General features: G+C 62.8%; 8 protein-coding genes. All 8 read right to left on the bottom strand.

Annotated features, from left to right (window positions below):
* Window positions 1-111 precede the first annotated feature (111 nt).
* The 8 genes from RHM68_RS13825 to gspK all read right to left on the bottom strand — a co-directional run bounded on the left by RHM68_RS13825 (window position 112) and on the right by gspK (window position 21,933).
* Window positions 112-12,396 (bottom strand): filamentous haemagglutinin family protein, encoded by a 12,285-nt coding sequence (locus RHM68_RS13825; protein ID WP_322215510.1) that lies wholly within the window; start codon window positions 12,394-12,396, stop codon window positions 112-114.
* Window positions 12,397-12,623: 227 nt separating this feature from the next.
* A complete protein-coding gene (locus RHM68_RS13830; protein WP_322215512.1) occupies window positions 12,624-13,787 on the bottom strand; it encodes a substrate-binding domain-containing protein in 1,164 nt (387 codons plus the stop codon).
* A gap of 380 nt (window positions 13,788-14,167) precedes the next feature.
* Entirely contained in the window at window positions 14,168-15,379 is a 1,212-nt protein-coding gene (gene gspF / locus RHM68_RS13835; protein ID WP_322215514.1) for a type II secretion system inner membrane protein GspF, read from the bottom strand.
* Window positions 15,379-16,797 carry a type II secretion system ATPase GspE gene (gene gspE, locus RHM68_RS13840; protein ID WP_322215516.1) on the bottom strand — a complete coding sequence of 473 codons (1,419 nt, stop codon included), beginning with the start codon at window positions 16,795-16,797 and terminating at the stop codon, window positions 15,379-15,381. The genes gspF and gspE overlap by 1 nt, the downstream gene beginning before the upstream one ends.
* A 55-nt stretch (window positions 16,798-16,852) precedes the next feature.
* Window positions 16,853-19,243, bottom strand: a complete 2,391-nt coding sequence (gene gspD, locus RHM68_RS13845; protein WP_322215518.1) for a type II secretion system secretin GspD — start codon at window positions 19,241-19,243, stop codon at window positions 16,853-16,855.
* On the bottom strand, window positions 19,240-19,785 hold the full coding sequence (gspM, locus tag RHM68_RS13850) for a type II secretion system protein GspM (RefSeq protein ID WP_322215522.1): 546 nt from the start codon (window positions 19,783-19,785) through the stop codon (window positions 19,240-19,242). Before gspM ends, gspD begins: the two co-directional genes overlap by 4 nt.
* Window positions 19,778-20,950, bottom strand: coding sequence for a type II secretion system protein GspL (gspL, locus tag RHM68_RS13855; protein WP_322215524.1), 1,173 nt, complete (start codon window positions 20,948-20,950; stop codon window positions 19,778-19,780). Before gspL ends, gspM begins: the two co-directional genes overlap by 8 nt.
* A complete protein-coding gene (gspK, locus tag RHM68_RS13860; RefSeq protein ID WP_322215527.1) occupies window positions 20,947-21,933 on the bottom strand; it encodes a type II secretion system minor pseudopilin GspK in 987 nt (328 codons plus the stop codon). Before gspK ends, gspL begins: the two co-directional genes overlap by 4 nt.
* Window positions 21,934-21,937 lie beyond the last annotated feature (4 nt).

A 21,937-nucleotide genomic window follows, 5' to 3' on the forward strand; every position in this document is an offset into this window, starting at 1 on the left:
AAACCCAAAGGACCAACGGATGCGACGCCGCCACTCAACGCACAAGCGTCTGCCGCCGACAAAAAAAAGGGGCAGCCAAAACGGCCACCCCGAGGAGTTACAACGAGAGATCTACAAGGTCAGCTGACCGCGTTCCTCTTCGGTCAACTGTTGCCGAGCCTGTTCGTCCAGCGCCCCGGCCCCCAGCACTTGCACCGCACTGTTGGGGTTGTACGCGGGCGCAGGCGCACGATTGGCGCCATCGCGCGACGGCGCCAGTTGCTCAGAGCCGAAGCTCAGCACCTGCACGGTAAACACCGATGCCTGATTCTGCCGCCCCGCCGCCTGTTGCTGGCGGGCCACATCTTCTGCAGCCTGGGTGGCCGAGGTGGCTGCCGAACTGGCCGAGGTAATCGCCCCGGTATTGACCGATGCCGTTAATGGCACCCCGGACGATTTACCCTGGGTCTGGATGTTGGCCGCGTTCACCACCGTCAGCGCTGCGATGTTGACGTTGCCCGACACCCGGATGCCCGCCTCCCCAGCATCGATAGTGCCCAGCGGTGCAATCAGGTCGATGTCCCCCGGCGCCACTTCGGGAATCGGGTTAAGCGTGGCGATACCCGCCCCCGTGCTCGGCACCGACGGCGACAGCGTGACGTTGCCCCAGGTGTCGTAGGTGCGTTTGGGCGGGGTGTAGACCACCGTGGTTTTCGAGCCACGACCGGCGTTGATATCGCCTTGTGCCGACCAGCCGAAAATCGAGCCACCGAAGGTGGTCATGATCCGGCTCTGGCCCAGCAGAATGCTGTCGTGGGCGTAGAGCTGAATATCCCCGGAACCCTGGGTGATCACCCCCGCCGTGGACGGAGGCGCCGCACCTTCGATGCCGAAAACCTGGCGTCCGCCCGGCGTCAGCACCTGGATATCGCCGCCGAAATCGGTGTGAATGCCCGCGCCACCGTAGAGCGTTACGTCGCCGTTGTAGTGGATGGCATTGCCCGCCACGTCCTGGGTCGGGAACAACGCCGCTATCGCTTCACGACCTCGCGCATAACTGCCACTGCGTGCCGCGCCAACGGTGTTGTACTCACGACCACCGGCCTTGAGCTCGGCGAAGTAGACCTTGCGGGCGAAGACTCGCTGCTGCTCGGCGGGCAACGCCGCAAAATAATCCGCAGCCTGACGCTCATCACCGTTGAAGCCGAAACGCTCGCCCAGCCACTGACTCAGTTCGGCGCTGTAGTTCTTGATCGCGCCCGGCCCCAGATAACGGCTGAGCAAACCCTGATAGTTCGGGCCTTTGGCTCCGGCGCCGACGATCAGCGAAATAGACGCACCGCCCTCACTGACCGAAGAACGGGCATCGACATTGCCGATACTGTTAAACCCGCCTTCCTGATAAACCTGACCCACGCCCGGCCCTGCGCCATACAGGTTGCGGCCCGCGCTGACCTCCAGCAAACCGGGACCGGCGACGTTGAAGGTACTCAGGCGAATATCGCGCCCGGCGGACACAATGGAGATGTCATCGGCACGGCTATGCACAATCAGGTTGCCGGTGGATTGACCATTAACGCCGCTGACCGTCGTGTCGACGGCGGTGGAGGTCCCCAACGGCAGGCCGGCATTGACGATGTCACGTCCGGCCATGACTTTCAGCGGGCCGCTGCCCTCATAACGGACCTGGTTACCCACGTCCGGAAACCGCAGAATCTCACCGGTACGTAAACCGATGATGTCGCCATTAATGGCGTAGAAACGCACGGGCTGCCGATCTGGCCAGGCTTGATTGCTGAAAGCGTTGGCGCCGAAGGTGAACAACGGGAAGCTGTTCACCTCCTTGTAGACGTCCGCACTGAAGTTGCTATAAATCACGCCCCCGGAGGCATTGGTGCCGCCAAAAACCGGGTTGAACGGCGTGGCGATCCGCGCCGGATCGGCTCCGGATTGCGTCACCGCGTAGCCACCGGCATAGATCGAGTTGCCGGCAATCAGTTGCAGCTCGGCGTTGGCCGACGGCGCCGTCATCAGCGAAAAAGTCGATGACAGGCCCGTGGCGCTGGAGGCGGAAACCCCGTAATAAAGGCTGCCATAGGGCGCCACCGCCCGCAGGATCGAGGGATAGAACATCCGTCCGCCAACAGCAGGCGTATTCAGACTTTGATTGGTTTCCGTCTTCAAGAACGGCGTCAGGTTACCGCCGGCGCTGAACAGGTCGATGGCGGTGTTGGGCGTCCACAACGAGAATCCGCTGTAACCGCCGCCGTCATGGTAGACACCCGACGCATCGGTAAACCCCGTGGCGTTCTGCATCTGCAGACGCCCTGGATCACCGACGCCATCGAGCACCAAATCGCCGCGGCTATTGAGTTGCACGCCGCTATCACCCGCCACGACGGTCACGCCGCCGCGCGCACTGGCCTTGGTCGAGACATAAGCGTCATAAGAACGGGATTCTTGCGGGTCATTAAACGCGGCGGCGCTGCCATAGATCAGGTCCAGCACGCCCACCGCGCCAGCGCGCAGTTGCAGTGCGCCACGCAGGTTGACCAGCGTGCCATTGAGATCAGAGGTCACGCCATTGGCCGCCTCCCGAGCCTGGGCCGAAGGGTTGAGCGTGCCGCCGATGTTCACCCGCAGATCACCGCCGCCGGTCAACACCAAACGGCCGTCGCTGGCGATTCGACCGCTGCTGCCCACCGCCAGGTTCAGGCCCTGACTGCGCTGGACCTGGTTGGCCGTGGCACCGCTGTAGGCCAGCAACCCGGCATCACCTGCCGCTTTCACGTCCAGGTTGCCGCCACCCAACGTTCCGATCCCGGTGAAACCCACCAGTGCCGGCGCACTGTTGTCTTGAGCCACGAAGGTCCCGAAGTTGATCCACCAGGCCGTTGGAATAGCCGAACCGTTGCCCATGCCCTGACGCCACAACCAATTGCCGACAGCCGCCGAAGCGTGCTGTTGAGGCAACCCAAGAGGGTCCTGTTTGCGCCCGAGGGTATCGCCCTGCAACTGGCCGCCGGCGTTCAGTCGCAGATTACCGCCCTGTTCCGGATACCACGCCTGATACGCAGAGCCCTGAGTCAGCGGCTCGTAGGCGCTGGCATTGACGCCCAGCACACTGCCATCGGCCTGGCGACCTCGGGGTTGTTGCCAAGGGTCGGTGCTGCCGGTGGCCAGCGATGCCGATTGAGTGCCCGCCGTGTAGACACCGAACAGCGATTGCAGGTTGAAGTCGCCGGCACTCAGCACATCGAGATCGCCGGTGCCGGTGCGCAGCACACTGTACAGCTGGGTTTGCGGGACCACTTTGCCGGGGATGACCTTCTCCTCGCAGCTCCCGGGGAAATCACAGAGCCCTTGGGCCAGCAAATCCGGCGGGACGACTTCGCCCTCCGGATAGCCGAAAATGTTGTCTGCCGTCCAGACCAGCATCGTCCCCCCCGCATCACGTTTGGAGAGGTAGTGCGGGTCCGCCAGGCGCAGGCTGCCGCTGTCTGTCGCCACTTGCGTAGTGCGCGAATCAGCCGCATGGGTATCGGCGCCCGCCACCAGCCGCATCGACCACGATTGCGAGCCCTGTGGCAGCATCGTCGCCAGCGCCCAGTTTTTTCCTTGCTGCCCGTTAACGCTGGGGCGCAGCTCGATCACGTCAACACCATCGGCCAGTTTGACGTCGGTTTCTGCCGGAATCAGGCCGCCGATGGGCAAGGTATTGATGCCCGACTGCACCAGCCCGGATTCGGGCAGTGCCACGCCTTTGGGCCAGACACCGGCTTGCACGGCGACATCGACACTGAATCGGCTGCCGGCGTCCAGCCGTACACCAGACGGCAAGCTTACGGCGCTCGTCAGCAAGGTGCCGGCGGCATACAACACGTTGCCGTTGCCATCGCGCACCGTCGCGCTGAGCAGCGTCCCCGCCGCCAAATTCAGCGGAGTATCGAGGACCAAAACGTTGGGTAACTGCGTACCGGCCTTGAGGGTCATGGCCTTGAAGGGCAGGTCATAGTTGAGCACGCTGCCTGCCGGGTACTGGGTGCCGTCGGCCAGCGCAATATCACCGCGCGGCACGACAAGATCTCCCCCGAAAGGCTGCTTGCCGGGAATCAGCAACCAACCATTACCGTCAGTACGCCCTGGCGCATCGGCCGAGTCTGGCGGCATGAATCCATCGGTAACGCTGCCGTACACGTCCAGGTTGCCCCCGGCTCGAATCACCAGGCTGCCCGGCTCACCGGATCCGTACACCGCGGTTTTCTGACTGTGAGGGTTGAGGCTCGCGTAGCGGTAACCCGACAGGTCAACGTCACCAGAAATCACCAGGTCGCCATCGGCCGTCGCACTCGCAATCTGCACCCCAGGGCGCACGTGGAAAGCGTCGGCGTAGGTCGCGTTGTTGAGCCCGGCGAGTTTGCCGTTGAGCAAGGCGGTGTTGGCCAATGCCGCGTCGATAAACATCGTGCTCTCGACATGTTTGCCATCGAGGTACGCCTGATCGATCACTTGATACGGGCGACCATTGGCACCGTTGCCGCTCGCCGTCGGCGCATCGGTGTAGCGCTGGACCGCATTGAGGGTGATTGAACGTGCGCCCTGAACGATCAACGGGCCACTGGCGTCGATATCGATGTCACCGCTGCTCGCGGCACCCAGGCGTGGGGCGTTGAGTTCGACCGTGCCGAGCATCCGTCCATCACGCTGTCCGGCGCCATTGCCCAGCGGCGCATCTGTGCCATGGCGCACATCTATCCTTGAGCCGCCCGCCAACACCAACGTCCCGTCCTGAGCCGTCAATTCGACCGTCGCGCGGTTCGGCGAATCGATAATTTTGCCGTAACTGTCGACCCGCAGTTGTGTGCTGTGTGCATCCAGCACGGCCGTGTTTGCCAGCATCAGCCCGGTTTTGCCCGCGAGGCGAATACTGCCGACCTGCCGACCGCTGGCATCGACGGTGCCGAGCACGGTCAGACTGCCGTTGTCCACCGACACGTTGACCTCGTTGGCTTTGAGTTCGTTACCGATCACCAGGTCGCCACGCTTGAGCTGGAAGCTGCGCGAGCCGACGACCTGATCACGGTTGAGACGTTGGTTGAGCGCGGCAAAATCGCCGACACTTTGCGCCCGAATATCCACACCGCCCGCGGCGTAAGGCACAGCCGTACCGCCCGCGTTGTAGTCACCGCTGGCATTGCCGAGAATATGCCCTTGCAAGTCCACCAGGCCGGCAGCGTCGTTTAATGCATAGGCGCTCAACAGACCGGCGCGGTTATTACGCGCACTGAGGTCAATCACTGAGCCGGCGGCCTGGCGAATACTGCCGGTTTCGCTCTTGAGGATCAGGTCACCGCCCCAGCTGTACTTGCGTACATCGTTGAGCAGCAGCTCGCGACCAGCCAGGTCAATCTGCGCGGCATCGCCCAGGGTCAGGTCGCCCGCACTGCTCAAGGTCAACTTGCCGCTGGGCAGGCGCACCGTGCTGTCGAGCCATACGCTGCGGCCTTCGAGGGCGAGTTCGGCGCCGAGGGCGGAGGCGTCGGCGGTTCCCGCGCTCAGGCCGGCTATGCCGGACACGGTGACCGCGCCCCCGGCCTTGATCCGGTTGACCGAGCCGGCCTCACCAGTCCACAGCGGCGTGCTCACTCGCAAGTCGCCACCGCTGTAGCTAAAACCGCTGCCCGCGACGTAATCGCCCTGAGCCGCATAAACCTTCAAGCCGCCGTTATGGTTGGCGGTGATGCGTTGGGTCGCCGTGAGGTTAACCTGATTGAAACCCAGGGCCAGGCGCTGGCTGTCGCTGTTGTTGGCTTGGCTGTTCGGCCCGTAACCAAATTCCAGCGTGCCCACTTGAATGTCCAACAATCCGTTGCCAGTGCCTGCACCGTTAGCCACCGGCGGCGCTGCCGGTGTGCTGGTGCCATTCCAGACCAGCGTGCCAGTGCGAATCGTCGCCTGATCACTGGCAGCGCCGTAGCCGTAAATGGCTGGCGTGCCGAGCACCAAGCGCTGCAAACGAGACTGGCCGTTCTGGTCGAGGGTGCTGAGTTCTACGCTGTCGTAGAAGTTCACTGAATCCCTGGCGTTGAGCACCAGGTTTTCCAGGGCCGGTGCGCCTTGGGCCGCGTCGCCGCGCAACAGTCGGTCGAGCACTTGCTGATTCAGCGTCAGGCCTTGGGGCAAGGCATTGCGCTGTTGTGCGGCAGCCAGAGCCTGAGCCGAGCCGATGTTGACCCCGCCAACGGCCAGTATCAGGTTGCGTGTGCCGAAACGTACCGAGTCATCCAGGCTGAAAGTGTTATCAGTGGCCACCGTGATCGAGCCTTCCGAATACAGTTGCGTCGTGCCGGAACAGGCCAGCCCTGGGCAGAGACCGACGCGCACTGCGCTAGGTCCCAGAAACGTCACTGCCGCGGCAGTCGGAGGCAGCACGTCGAGCCAGCCATTGGACACGGCCAACACGCCATTCTCGCCGGGCGCATAAACAAAACCACTGCGTGAATCGTAGGGCGCCTTGCCCTGCCCCAAGGTGTTGATACTCGCGCCCTGCTCAATGACGATGCCATCGCTAGTGAGTCCGTTCGCCACTAAAAACACTTCCCCGGCCCTGAGCGTTGCTCCTTGACGCAGGTAAACATCGCGCAACTGAGCATTGAACGTCACCAGATTGCCGCCCTGGCCATAGAACACACCCGGCAGCGCACCGATGGCCAGCCGCGGCGCCTTGAGCGCATTCAGTTCGCTGTCGTAGATCGATGGCCCAGCAAGACCCGGCGTCGCGGCCTGCCCGGCACTCAACACTTCAAGCGCACTGCCGCCGATGACGCCAACACTGCCTCCCAGCCCGTCACTGGCAGGCGCAAACGAGGCGCGGCCGTTGAAACTGAAGGTCTGTGCCGGATCGCCGGTGCCGGTGAAATTCAACAGCAAGGTCTTACCGTCCGCCTCAATCATCGGCCGGGGCACGCCTTTGAGGGCGGCGTCCGCTTTGGCAAACGCGGCATAACCGGTTTCGTTGTATTGCGAGTAACGGCGCAGTACATCGCCCGACGTCACAATCACCTGGCTGGACAGCGGATCACGAATCGCGCTGTTGGCGATCGATAACCGGCCCGAGGTCGCCCACGACCCATTACGCATGGCCAGACTTTTGCTCAGAGTACCGGCACTGGCCAGGCCATTGAGTTCAACCCGGAATGCGCCGGGCAACAACGCATAACTGGCCGGCATCAGGGTGTAGGTGCCGGCCGGCAAGCCCGGCACGGCAGCATCGAGGGTGATGCGCTGGCCGATCACCGGGTCGCGTACCCCACGCTCACCCGCCAGCGGTGCGTAAGCCGACGCATTGCCCGGCACAATGGCGTACACCGGATTACTCGACAGCCCCGGCAAGGTAAAGCGGCCATCCACACCGTTTTGCAGCAACGGATTGTAGCGCGCGTCCGTTGAGCCGCCGCGTCCGGCGATAAACCCGGCGCCGGTCAATTGACCACCGCCAGACAGATCCAATACCGCGTCCGGTTGTATCTCAATGCGCGGACTTTTCAGTGAAATGCCCACCGTCAGCAGGCTGTTGGCCGCACTGCCGCCCACGCCCGTCAGCTCCACGGTCTTGCCGTTGTACTGATAGTTCAGCCCGTCGATGGTGCCGCCATAGGGCATCAATACGCCGTCGCCGCTGACCGAAGTCAGGCTGCCCGGCAGGAACGACAGCGTGTTCAACACGTTGGGGGTCACGCCGAAGGTCAGCATGCCCAACGGAGCCCGGACCACGCCGCCCTGCTGGACGGTGCCGCCCTCCAGACTCAACTGACCGAACGCCGAATACGGCGCAGCCGGCAAGGTGTCGGTGGTGCGCCCGAGGATCAGGCTCGACTGAGTCGTCGTCTGAATGCTCGCCTTGGCCCCGGTGACCGGGTACAACTGCGCCGCCAACAGACTGAGGTCAGCGTTGCTCTGCAATTGCGTGACACCTGCGGCGTTGAGCGCTGAAGCACCGAGGAAACGCAGATCACCGGCGGTGCGCAAGGTGGCTTGCGCAAAGCCGCGACGATCCACCACCACACCCGGCCCCTGGTTTTGTTCCAGGGTGCCATGGGCGCCAAAGGTGACGTTATCGCGCACATCCATCAGCTCGGCGCTCAGCAGCAGTTGCGCGCGGCTGACATCGGTGGACAAACCGCCTTGTACGGTCGGGCGCAGTGCCGCATCCGTACCAATGGCCGTCGCGCCTGCCAGGCGCAGGTACGGCGCCTGCAAAGACACACGGCTGTCACTCGCGGCGTTTGACGCCAGTGCCAGCGAACCGGCGTAGAGGTTCAGGCTCTGTTTCATGCTCAGGTTGACGTCGCCGTCGAACGACAGAATGCCGTTGCTCAACAGCGACAGGTTGTCGAAACCGCCATTGACGATGCGCGCCACGTCCAGTCGTCCCTGACCATAGGCCAACGGCGCTGACGGATCGACCGCCGCGCCGGGAGTTTGCGAGAGGATTAATTCACGCGGGACGCGCACCCCGTTGTCGATGCTGCGTTTGAGGTACAGCCCCGTTTCGAGTGCCACCGACAGACTGCCGCCCGCCGCCCCCGCGCCGCCTGAGGCGGCACTGAGCTGACCGTCGATGACTAAGCCATTGTTGGAGCCCAAAGCAATCTTGCCGCCCGCACTGGCCAGGGTGCGAGCCCCCTGGTCGCGGATATCCAGTTGCGCCTGGGCGCCGTTAGCCAGCAGCCGCGAACCCTGCTCCAGCACCACGAACAGGTCTGGTGCCTGGGCAGCGCCCTGATCGGCGTCGATGTCGGCGCCGATGACGATGCTGCCCCCCGCGTCCACTCGACCATAACGCCGACCTTGGGCATCAATGGCGGTCACCGCCCGCGCACTGACATCAATCAACCCGCTGCTGCCCACGCGGATGGAGCGCTGATGAGCCGCCTCATCGAGACCGTTGGCGATAACGGCGGGATTGATCTGGCCCAGTGTCACCGCGCCGCCCCAGGCATTGAGCTGTCCGTTCACGGTCAACTGGCCGATGCTGGCGAGGTTCAATGCACGCCCCGGATCGACGCTCAACACCGCGCCCTGTTCAACCATCAAACTGACATTCGGCCGGTCAGCCAATGGCGACAGCAACGTACCGGCGCTCAGGCTCAGGTCCGCGCCGCCGCGCTGGCTTAGCACGCCCTTGATCGGGTCTTCCTGATAGAGCCCAGGGGTCCAGACTTCCAGCCACTGCGAGGTATTTAAACTGCGGTTGCCTTGCACCTCCGGAAGCAGGCGATACACCGGGCGCGTCACGTCCACCTGCGTGTCCGCCAGCACCGTCAAACCCTGGTTACCGGCGATGCGGTATTGACCGAAGCCCTTGTTAAAAAAATCGCCGGCCAACACCAGCGTGCCGTCGTCCACCGCACCTTGCGCCTGTCCGATCTGCACCTTAGCGGCCTGAAGGTCGAGGATTCCGGCGCCCTCGACGCCGTAACCGAGCAGGTCGGCCCCGATCAACAAACGCCCGGTGGACGCACTGCTGCTAGCGTTAGCGGCCAGGGTGATGTCACCACCGCGACCGCCCTGCAGCGTGTTGTTGCTGAGTAATGTGGCGCCTGACGACACATCAATACGACTGCCTTGCTCCAGGACCACATCACCATTGCTGCGAATCGACACCGTGCCCCCAGCGCGATACGCCACACCGTCACTGGCCACCTCGCTGAATGCTTGATTACGCCACAGCCCGCTGGCATTGAGGTTGACCCCACTGGCCACCCGCACCGAGCCCGGATTGCCCGACGGAGCAGCCAGCAGGGTGTCTTCAATCTTGTCGTTGTTCAGTTGATTGAGCACGTTACCCAACTGCACGCTACCGCTGCGGGCGGTCAAATCTGCGTTCACGTCGATGCGCGGACCGTACAGCGTGATGTCGCCACCAGCGGCTACCTGCAAGGCACCCGCGACCACAACCCGCTCCTTGGCGGCCACTTTGACCGCGCCCAGCTCGAAGCTATTGAGGCGCGTGCTGTCCAGGGTCAGACGGCCCTGGCGGTCGGTGGCCACGGCGTCGTCAAGACCGATGACGTCACCGATCGAGGCGTGCCCGTCGCTGAGGCTGACCTGATCCAGCACTGCCGCTAATTGTTGATTCAACGTGCCTGCGCTTTGCAGGTAACGCGGCACGAAACTGCCAACGACCAACTGTGCGCCACGGGCGACGCTGTTTTGGGTTTGCTGATAACCGTCGAGCCCGGCTTGCGGCGCCTGGGTTTGGCGGTCGCCCTGGAACGTCTTGCCCAGTAACTCGCCTTCGATCACCGCATTGCGGGTCGCCACCACCAGTTGCCCGGCATCACGGCCGACGCTGTAGCCGTTTTCAAAACGGCTGCGCGGCGCAATCAACGCGTTATAGAAGTAGTCCGTCTGGCCCCAGCGCTCGCTATGGTTTTCGTAGCCTTTATAAACGCCGGTGTAGAGCAAATCGCCGGGCGCTCGGGACACTTCATACAGCCGACCGTCCGCGCCTCGGAGCCAACTCTGCTGGACCAAACCGCTTTGTACATCAAGGGTGCCACCCGACAAGTTGATCTGTGAGCCCTGCCGGGTCACCACATCATTGCCGGTAAACGTTACGTTCCCGCCCTGCGCCATCCACTCGCCGACCGTATGGTTTCGAGTGCCGAGGTAACCGCCGACCTCCAGCAAGCCGCCCGCGGTGTACCAACGGTCGGTAGCGTAACCGTTGACTCCGGCGGCGACATGCACCAGGTCGCGCACATCAACCCACACATCGGTGCTGTTGAGGCTGCCCTTCTCACGGTTGCTCGAAGCATCACGTTGCTCGTTGCCCTGAATGTTGACCTTGATGCTGTTGGATTCCATCGCCACTTTCACGCCAACGGCACCGGACACGTCAATGATCGCGCCGTCACGCACCAAGCTACGCTGGCCGGCGCTGACCGCGACCTGGCCGCCCGTCGCCAACACGATCGAACCACTCTGAAAATCCACCGTGCCGCCGCTGACGATTTCGACCCGTGACTGATCCGTGCGGTCGGCCACTTTGCTCAGGTTGTCGAAACGACCGGTAGCGTTGTTGGGCAGCACACCGTTGAGGTTGTTGATCGCTGCCTGACGTTGGCTGTCCAGCGCCGAGGCGCCCTGCGCCAGCAAAATCGTACTGACACTGCCCTGGCCCAGGGTCACGCTGCCCGAGACGTCGCTCGCGGCATTGAGCAAATGAATACTGCCGCGCGTGTCCACTGAGGTGCTGGCCAGCAGCACACCGTTTTGCTGGACCTGATGCCCGGTCAAGGTGATATCGCCTGTCGCCGCCTGAACAATCCCGCTGTTGATCGCCGTACCGGCCGTGCTGCCAACCTTGAGACCGGTCGCCACTTCGCTGCCCCGCGTCGTTGACTGTTGGTTGCCCTCGGTGCCGGCACCACGGCGGATGTAAAAGCTGTCGCCGGCGGCCAGAATGGTCTGGCCCTTGGGCGTGACAAGGCTCCCGTCATTGCGCACTTCGCTGCCTAACAGCAAGGTGTAACCACCGGCTTGGGTCGATGAGCCAGCAGCCTGCGTTTGCAGCAGCGCACCGCGTTGCACCTCGACCTTGCCGAACGCATCGCTAAAGGTCGGTTGCGTCCCGTTGAGATCGACGTACAAACCGTTCTTCGCAAACTGGTCATCGCTGATGGTCGCCGCAGCGGCGACCAGGTTGCGCACGTTGACCTGGCTGCTACCGGTGAAGAGGATGCCGTTGCGGTTGACCAGCATCACGGTGCCAGGGGCGTTGATCTGCCCGGCAATCACGCTGGCACGGGCATTCGGGTCATTGACTCGGTTGAGCACTGCCCAACTCGATTGCTGAGCGAACTCCACGGTCGTGTCACGGCCGACGTTGAAAGTCTCCCAGTTCAGAATCGCCTTGTCGGCGGTTTGCTCGATGCGCACGTGGGTCTTGCCGTCCGCCTGCGTTTGTTGTGGCGCACTGGCGTTAACCCAGCCTTGGGTCAGCGCATTGCCGTCCACCTTCAGACCGCCCTCACCCAGGCCATTAGGCACGCTTTGCGGCTGCCCCAGCGCAAACTGGCGGCCAGCGGCTTGTGCCGCTTGTTGCGCAGCAATCGCCGACACGGTGTTATTCAGGTTGTCGATTGACTGTTGCAACTGCTGAGTGACCCGCTGTTGCTGCGCCAACGGTGGTGGCGCGCCGGGCAACCCACCACCGGGCCGCGCAGCACCACTGGCCTGGGCCGCGCCCTTGGCGGCAAACCAATCGGAACTGAACGCTGTCGCCGCGTCGGCACTGCCGGCAATCATCAGCAACGCCATGGCCTGGGCCAACGGTTTCAAACGCAGCAGCGGATGCTCCGCCAGGCGTGCAGGGACATTCAGATCAGGCGTGGTTGTACCGCGAGGCATCACTACTCTTCCTTTTGTCATTCTCGGAACGGGCTGCTGCAACGACAGGCGCTGCTGATATGGGGTTAGGCAGTTGGCGTGGGTCAGGACCGAACACTTGTCACGCAAAGTTCATATAGGTGGGGTAAGGCCACGCTGCCCACGCAAAAAATCGACAGCGCCCTACAGGCCGCTGCCGATCGTTATCGCTGTCGCCAGACCGCGCGACGTGACTTCAGACGCTTGCCTTACGGACGACCCAGACCGTTGCAAACGCTGACGTTAGCGATGTCCAGGCCGTCGCTGTAGCCGTTGTCGAGGAAGGTTTTCTTGATTTCAGCCGCGAACGCAGTAGGCAGGCTGACGAACGAGTGCTGAGCAATCGTCACGGCCTTGGCGCCGGTGTAGAGGTCGTTGAAGAAGCTACGAATCGAAGCGGCATCGGCAGCCGTCGTGTAGCACTGACCCACGAGGAAGTTGGTGTAGCCCACGATTGGGTAGCCAGCCGTTGGCACAGGTTTGTCACCACCGGCCGCGTTGCTGCCGAAGGTCGGGACCCATTTCAGCGGGTTGGCACGGTCGGCAGCGGTGGCCGGAGCGGTAGCCGTTCCCAGGGCGGTACGCGCGTTGGCCAAAGTCGGCAGCGGCGCAGTGCCCGCAGCGACGGCGGCTTTGCTGACGCGCGCGACCACCGCGTTACTGTTGACGTTGACGTAGTCAGGGCTGACATAACCGATGGTGCCATCGGTGGCGTTAACCGCAGTCACCATGTCAGCGCTGGTTGCAACAGCCTGCCAGGTCGCCGGTTCAACACCGATGTTGGCGGTGGTGAATGTACCGCTGACACCAAACTTGGTAGGGCAAGAATCATTGAGGAAGCGAGCCAGCAGTTCCGTCGTGCCGCTGCTGCCGGAACGGTAGATCACTTTGATCGGGGTGTTGTCAGCCGTGCCCAGCAACGTCCCCCAGGTAGTGATGTCGCCGGAGAACACGCCACACAACTGGGCCGCGCTCAATTGCAGCGTGGTCACGCCGGCGCGCTTGTACGCAATGGTCACCGCGGTGCCCACCGAGGGCACCTGGATCAATTTGCCGAAGGTCGCGCCATTGGCGTTGGTGTAGTTAGTGAGTTCAGCGGCGGTCAGCGCCGAGTCGCTGCCGGCGAAGTCCACTGGCGTGCCGGCGGGCTGGCCGATCGAAGCGGCAGCGTTAGTCAGAAAAGCCGTCTTGCCGGCACCGCTGCCGACACCGGTGTAGCTGAAGTCGGTCGGTAACAAACGTGGCAGGGTCGATGTACCGTTGTAGAGGTTTTCCGGCAGGGTTGCACCGCCACCGACAACAGCGGCCATGGCGTGGGCCGAGGTCAGTGCGGCAACAGCCAACGAGGCTGCGATCATAGTGCGCTTAAACATGAAGAAGCTCCTTTCATCGTGTTCATACGGGGAGTGATGTGCTCGTTAATGACGCCATGGCGCTCAAAACCTTGCCTTGCTCTGAAGGGCGTATGGGGTGAGGCCATGGGTTAAACGTTCGCAGCTTCCGGTGACAGATAAAGGAAAAAACCTCGGGTGCCGAGCGTGACTTTTTCGGGAAATTCACGGGTGTTTACCGACACTTTTGCAGGGGCTTGAGACGAAGGGTTTGCCATCGATGGCAAGGCTGACCTGCAAGGGTTGCTTTGCCGTTGCACATGACAAAACAACGAACCCGAGAATGGCTCGGGTGCAGGTGTGTTGAGGTGAAAAATGTGCGGATTATTTTTTGATGCGCTCTTCACGATCCGAAGAAGCTGTTACTGCACCAGTTGATTGATCTCGATGATCGGCAACAACACCGCCATCACGATCACCAACACCACCCCGCCCATGACCACAATCATCAACGGTTCGAGCAACGCGGTCATGCCCATGGCCCGGCGTTCGATATCGCGAGACAGTGTTTGCGCGGCGCGGTCGAGCATCGGCGGCAGCGAGCCGGTTTTTTCGCCGCTGGCGATCAGGTGGATCAGCACCGGCGGGAAAACTTTCTCCACGCGCAACGCGGCGGCGAGGTTGACCCCTTCGCGGACCTTGGCCGTGGCATCGCTGACACTCAGGCTCAGGCGGTCATTGGACAAAGTCTGGCGCGCGGCTTCCAGCGCGCGCAACAGCGGCACTCCAGCGCCGCCGAGAATCGCCAGGGTGGAGGCGAAACGGGCGGTGTTCAAGCCCAAAATAAAACGTCCGAACAAGGGCAATTTGAGGATTCGACTGTGCCAGTTCAACCGGGCGACCGGGTTGCGTAAATACAGGCGCCAACCCCAGAAGCTGCCGGCCATTACGCCAAAACACAACCAGCCCCAGCCGCGAATAAAATCACTCGCGTTGAGCATCGCCACGGTCAACCCCGGCAGGTCCTGACGTGCCTGTGAAAACGCACTGACCACCTGCGGCACCACGTAGCTGAGCAGGAAAATCACGATGGCGATCGACACCAGCCCCACCACCCCAGGGTAGATAAATGCGGTGAGAATCTTGCCGCGCAAGTTGTTGCGCTCTTCGATGTAATCGGCCAACCGTTCCATCACTTGGGCGAGGTCACCGGACTCCTCCCCTGCGGCAATCAGCGCCCGGTAGATGTCCGGAAAGTCCCGCGGTCGTTTGGCCAACGCTTCGGCCAGGCGCATGCCGCTGCGCACATCGGCGCGCACCGCACTCAACGTCTGGGCGATGTGCTTTTTCTCGGCTTGCTCCACCGTCGCGCTCAATGCTGCCTCCAACGGCAGGCTGGCGCCGAGCAGGCTCGCCAGTTGCCGGGTGGCCCAAGCCAGGTCGTTGTCCGACAGTTTGGCGCTGAACAAACCGCCACTGCCGCCGGCCGGCGTGTTGCTCTCGATCTGCACCAACAGCGCGGTCAAGCCACGGCTGCGCAAGACGCCGAACGCCGCGCTCTGGCTGTCGGCCTCAAGATGACCGGCTTCGATCTTGCCGGTGGCGTCGGCGGCTTCAAAACGGTAGCGATTCATCAGGCGTCCCGTGTCACACGGTGGATTTCTTCGGGCGCGGTGGTGCCGCTGCGTACCCAGCGCTCGCCGTCTTCGCGCAGGCTGAACATGCCGGCCTCGCGGGCGGCGACCCGGAGTGCCTGTTCACCCGCACCTTGGTGAATCAGCGTGCGGATGTTGTCGTCGATGCAGAACAATTCATGAATCCCGGTGCGACCGCTGTAACCGGTGTGGTTACACACGGCACAACCGACCGGGCGCCAGGTGCCGGGCAGCGCCGGATCTTCTTCTTTGCAGTGTTGGCACAGCCGACGCACCAGCCGTTGCGCGAGCACCCCCAGCATCGACGACGCCAATAGAAACGGTTCGACGCCCATATCGATCAGGCGGTTGACCGCCGATACCGCGTCGTTGGTGTGCAGGGTCGCCAGCACCAGGTGCCCGGTGAGCGACGCCTGTACGGCGATTTGTGCGGTTTCGAGGTCTCGGATCTCGCCGATCATGATGATGTCCGGGTCTTGGCGCAGGATCGCCCGCAGCGCCAAGGCAAAGGTCATGTCGATCTTGGCGTTGACCTGAATCTGGCTGATGCCCGGCAAGTCGTATTCGACCGGGTCTTCGACGGTAAGAATGTTGCTGGTGCTGGCGTCCAGCCGCGCCAACGCGGCGTAGAGGCTGGTGGTCTTGCCGCTACCGGTGGGGCCGGTGACCAGCACAATGCCATGCGGCTGACGGATCAAGCTGTCGAGTTTGGCCAACACGTGCGGGTCCATGCCGAGGGTTTCCAGTTGCAGGCGTCCGGCCTGTTTATCGAGCAAGCGCATCACCACCCGTTCGCCATGGCCGGTGGGCACGGTAGAGACGCGAATATCGATCGGCCGCCCCGCCACGCGCAACGCGATACGACCGTCCTGAGGCAGGCGTTTTTCGGCAATGTCGAGTTGCGCCATGATCTTGATCCGCGACACCAGCGCGCCGTGTAATGCTTTGCGCGGCGACACCACATCACGTAGGGTGCCATCGACTCGATAACGCACCACCGAATGGCTTTCGTAAGGCTCAATGTGAATGTCGCTGGCCTCGTCCCGGGCCGCCTGAGTGAGCAAGGCGTTGATCATGCGGATCACCGGCGCGCCGTCTTGAGTGTCCAGCAGGTCGGTGATTTCCGGGATGTCCTGCATCAGGCGATCCAGATCAACTTCGTTCTCCGCCGCCCCGACCACCGCCGCCGCGCTGCCGGTGTCGGCATAGGCACTGGCGAGCAGGCCGTCGAGTTCTTCATCGCGCACACGTTCTAACCGCGCGGGGCCAAACTGGCGACGGACTTCGCTGATCGACCAGCCGGGGGTTGAAGGGCACACCGTGAGCACCGCGCCTTCCTCGCCATCGCGCAGCAGGATGCGTTGCGCCTTGGCCCAGGCATACGGTAACGCGCTCATGGCAACCCCCTCATCTGCGACACACCGAAGACCCCACATTGGATGGGTGCGCTAATCATTGCACCGTCCCTCCTGCGGTCGGCACCGCGCGAAGGGTTGCTCTCGGCTGCGTATTCGACGCCGGCACCGACGCCGGCACCGACGCCGGCACACCCTGCGCCGCCGTCGGCAGTTGCGGCGCCTGCATGTCGGGCATCGACCAGCTGCGTTCTGGTTGCAGCCCGCCCTGGGCGCGGCGCATGAAGTCGTAGCGGTTGAGGGTGATCGCTCGCCCCGCGCCGCTGTCACGAATGATGTAAGGCCGCAGGAACACCATCAAGTTGGTCTTGGTCGTCGCTCGACGCTCGTTGCGAAACAGCGCACCGATTCCGGGGATAGTCGACAGCCACGGCACGGCTTCGTTGCTTTGGCTGTAACCATCTTGCAGCAAGCCGCCAAGCACCATGATTTGCCCGTCATCGAGCAGGATGCTGGTGTCGATTGCGCGTTTGTTGGTGACGATGCCGGCAGCGGCCACGCTGCTCGAAGCGCGCGCATCAATGCTGCTGACTTCCTGATAGATATCGAGCTTGACGGTGCCCCCCTCGGAAATCTGTGGCCGCACGTTAAGCTTCAAACCAACCTCTTCGCGGGTCACGGTCTGGAACGGGTTGTTGCTGGTGCCGCCGCCGGTCACGTAGCTACCGCTGACAAACGGGATGGTCTGGCCAACGAAAATACTCGCCGCTTCGTTGTCCAGGGTCAGCAGGTTCGGCGTCGACAGCACGTTGGTGCCGCCCTTGCTCTTGAGCGCGTGGGCCAGCACTTTGAGGTCCATGACCTTGCCAATACCGGGGATGTCCACCGTGCCGTTGAGAAACCCGACGCTCAAGCCGCCAGGCAACACATCGACACTGGTCTTGCCGTTGACGTTGATCCCTGAACCGCCCAGATTCGCCCCGCCGATCACGCCGTTGCCCGCCAGGTTGCCGGTCTGCCATTGCACGCCAAACTCATTGGCATCGTCTTCGCTGACTTCGACGATCAGGCTTTCGATCACCACTTGCGCACGACGCTGGTCGAGCATGTCGATGACTTCGCGCAGGTTGCGGTACAGCGGATCCGGGGCGGAAATCAGCAAGGTATTCGTAGTGGCATCGGCCTGAATGGTCACGCCGCCAGCACTGAAGGCCACGCTCTGGTCATTCTGCTGGCCACCGATCTGACTGGATGAAGCACTCGCGCCTTGGCCATAAACGCTCCCGCCCGTGCTGTTGCCGGACGTCGAACTTTGGCTACCGTTGCTGCTTTGACCGCTGCTTTGAGCGCTTTGCCCGCCGCCGCTGGCATTGCCACCCATGCCACTGAGCGTCGAACGCGCGGTGTTGCCCGTGCCGCTGTCGCTTTCCCCAGTGAGCAAACCGCGTAACGCCTGAGCCAGTTTCGCTGCCTGAGCATTGCGCAGGTACACCACGTGCAGGTTGCTTGGGTTGCTTTGGGCGTTGTCGAGTTTGTAGATCAGATTGCGCGCCAGCTCGGTGCGCTCCGGGCTGCCGGCCCGAATGATAATCGCGTTGGAGCGTGGATCACCAATGACCGAGATTTTTTGGGTCGGGTCATTGCCCGGTTGTTCCAGCAACTGCGAGACCATGCCGGCGATGTCCACCGCGATGCCGTTCTGGATCTGTACTACGTCGGTGTCGATGGCGCTCGGGGTGTCGATGCCGGCGATGATCTGTGCCACGCGCGTCAGGTTCTCCGCATAGTCGGTGATCACAATGGTGTTGTTGCCGGGGTACGCATTGATCGGGTTGTTCGGCGAGACAATCGGGCGCAACACCGGAATCAGGTTCACCGCGTTTTCGTACTGCAAGCGAAACGTGCGGGTGAGCATGCCGTTACCGGCCGGTTTGTCGGCGCTGTAGATCGGCCCACCGAGCAACTTGGCGTCGGCTTCGGGCACCACCTGAGCGACACCACCGACATCAACCACGCTGAAACCCTGCATGCGCAACGCTGCCAGCAACATGTCGTAGGCCTGATGCGCAGGGACCTGGCCTTCGCTGACCAGCGTCAAGTTGCCCTTGACCCGAGGATCAACCAGAAACTGCTGCCCGGTGGAACGCGACAACGCCCGCACCACCGCTTGGATGTCGGCCTCGACGAAATTCAGCGTGACCGGTTGATCGCCCAGCGGATGACTCGCCTGCGTGCTACTGCCACTGGAACCGCCGCTGCGCGAGGGGTTGCTGATTTTGTGCTGCGGCCGTGGCGGTGTTTCTCTCTGCATTCGTTGGCGATCGAGCAAGGCATCGCCACTGCGCTGGGTGTTGGCCAGCGGCCGCCCGAGTTCACTGTCAACCAGCAACGGTGGCGGGTTAGACGGCGTTTGCGAGCTGCACGCCCCCAGCGCCAACAACAGAAACGGCGCGGCCGTGCGTGCGTAATTGGAACCTGACCACTTCATGAAGCTTCCTTAGCGCCCTGCGCCTGATCCATGCGAACGGTTCCCGACAGAGTGCCTGCCGTGTCATCAGCCGTGACCTCGCCTGCACGCTGCAAACGAGCCTCGACCACTTCCAGAGAAAACTGCTTGGGGTTGCCCAGCAGCCAACCGATCACCGCAGCGGCCGGTGCGTCTTCAAACGTCAACTGCCACGCGCCGCCGGTGGCCTGCAACCGGTAGTGCCCAGCCAGACCGCTGGCGTCGAGAGTGTGCTGCAAGGACTGTTCAAGGCTTTGCCCGGACGATGGGGTTACGACCTCACGCAACAACGCATCCAGCGTTTGCGCCTGTGTACGCAACTTCGGTGTTTCGACCTGCCAGTAATCGATTTTTTTCAGGGGTGGCTGGATCAACAGCAACCAGATCAACAACCCTGCGAGTACCAGCGCAGTGCCCGCAACCATGCGTTTCTCACGCAAAGCCAGGCCTTGCCAGATCACCCGAGAGCGACCGTTAAGGTGCTGCCAACGGCGGCGGTAAGCCGTCATAGAGGGCTTATTCATCATCGGCTCCAGTGCCTGCGTTCGCGTCACCCGCCGGCACTTGCGAGGCCGGACGCAACACCCAGCCCTCATCCGTGGCGCTGACGGCAATCCCGGCCTGCGCCAATGCGGCCTGCCAGGTCTTGTCGGTGCTGTGGCGGCGTGCGTCTTGCAGCAGGCTCAGTTGCAGCTCGCCGTTTTCATAGAGCAGACGTTGCACGCTACCGGCCATGGACGGCAGCGTGTTTGCGGCTTGCAGCACCATGCTGGCGAATGTCGGGGTGGCGTCGGCGGTCGCCCCCGTCTGCCGCGCGGCCAATTGCTGACGGGCCTGTTGCAGCGGGTTGAGAATCACCGGCAACTCAGGAAAAGCCTGCTTCACCCGCTGACTCATCTCGGTTTTGAGCCGTTGCCCTTGCGCCGCTTGGCGGGCGGCGTACAGGTTCAGCCCCAAGGTCCAGACCGCCAGTGCCACTGCGCAACAGGCAGCGGCACGCCCCCACCCCGGTTGATGGCGGCTACGTTGCTGAAGACCGCCGTGCAACCCCCATCCGGGCAACGGGCCGGCCCAGCGTTGTTCAGCCGGTAAACAGCTCACCGGAAAATCGGCGGCGGCGCCCACCCACTGCAAGCCTGGGCCGGCCTCTAGCAAAAGATCGCTCAGTGCCTCATCAATGGCCGGGTGAACCACCGCGTGTTCAAGGGTGTAACGCACCAGCAAATGACCTTCATAGAGACAGGCCACGGGTACATCATGGCTGGGCAATGCGTAGGCGGCCGGGTACAACCCACGCACGTTCAAATGCGCCAGACGCAGGAGTTGGCCGAAGTGGGCCAGCCCTTGCCGAGAGAGCCAGGCGATATGCACCCGCCCTTGAGTGTCCCGAGGGCTATGGGCAACGTGCATCTGCGCGCAGTCGCCGAGGATCAGCGACTGCGCCGCACACTGCACCGCTGCGCTGGTTTTGGCCGAGGGCAGCAAGGGTAAGTCGATGCTCGCCAACACGCTGTCCTGGGGGTGCAGGAAAAACGCGATGGCCGGGGTTTTGCCGCGCAGGGCCAATTGCAGCAGGGTGCTGTGACCCTCACGTGTCAGCTGGCCCTGACGATCCAGCCAGGCGAACGCCACAACACTGTCCAGAGACAGTTGCGCCAGCGGCGGCAAAGCCACTCTTAGCTGGCTCATACGCCTACCCGCGACCAGATCACCCGAGGCAGGCGATCCGCGCTGCGTTGCAGCAAGGCGTCAAGGCTGACCCGACGCTGTTCACCGCCAGCCTGGCCGCGCAGACGAAACCAGTCACTGGTGATGCCGACTTTAATCGTCGTCAACTCCAACTGCGGCATACGCAGACGATTGACGAAGTCGCCCCGATTGATAAACCACTGGCCCGCGTCGCGCTCGGCAATTAACGCTTGGGCGCGTTCGATTGACAGGCCGGGCACATACGCGGCCAATACCGGCGCCGTGGCGGTATTGCTGTTGAGCCAGGTGTTGGCCGGGAGAATGGTGATGAACGGGGTCACTTTCGCCAACACCGCCTCGGTAATGCCTTCGATACCGCGCAAATCCTCCACCCGGCGCAACATCGGTCGCGTGGGCGGCAGGGGTTTACGCGCGGCATTGGGCGAGGTGCTGCGACCGCTGTCAAAACCATGGTTGAGGGGTGCCTGGTTTGCCAGGTCGGGGTTGAGCAGTCGCGGATAGGAAGCGATGACCCGCTGACTGATGCGCTGGCTCAGCGTAGCGTTGAGACCGAGCAACTCGCACAGACGCTGAAAATGGCCCAACTGTTCTTCATCGATGCGCTCGTTGGCCACCAGGTTGCGCAAGTTGAACTTGCCCTGTTCGTCATCCAGCCGCCCTTCGAAACCACGGCTACCCACCCCCAACGGCCCCATCACCAACGGCTGCGCCCACGGCTGGTCGAGTCGGATCAAGGGCTCGCGTTGCTGTGCATCCCACAGCCATTGCCGGCTGATCTCCAGCGCACCTTGCAGCATCCAGGCGCCCTGCACCCGTGATTGCTCGGCTTCCAGAGCACGCGTAAAGACGGTCTGGCGGCTCAGCATACCGCCGGCAATCACCGCCACCACCGCGGCAATTAGCAGCGCGCTGATGATTGCCATTCCGCGCTGGCTCGCCGCTGTCGGCGAATAGGTTTTCATGGCC

Source organism: Pseudomonas sp. DC1.2 (genome assembly GCF_034351645.1).
Classification (GTDB): domain Bacteria; phylum Pseudomonadota; class Gammaproteobacteria; order Pseudomonadales; family Pseudomonadaceae; genus Aquipseudomonas.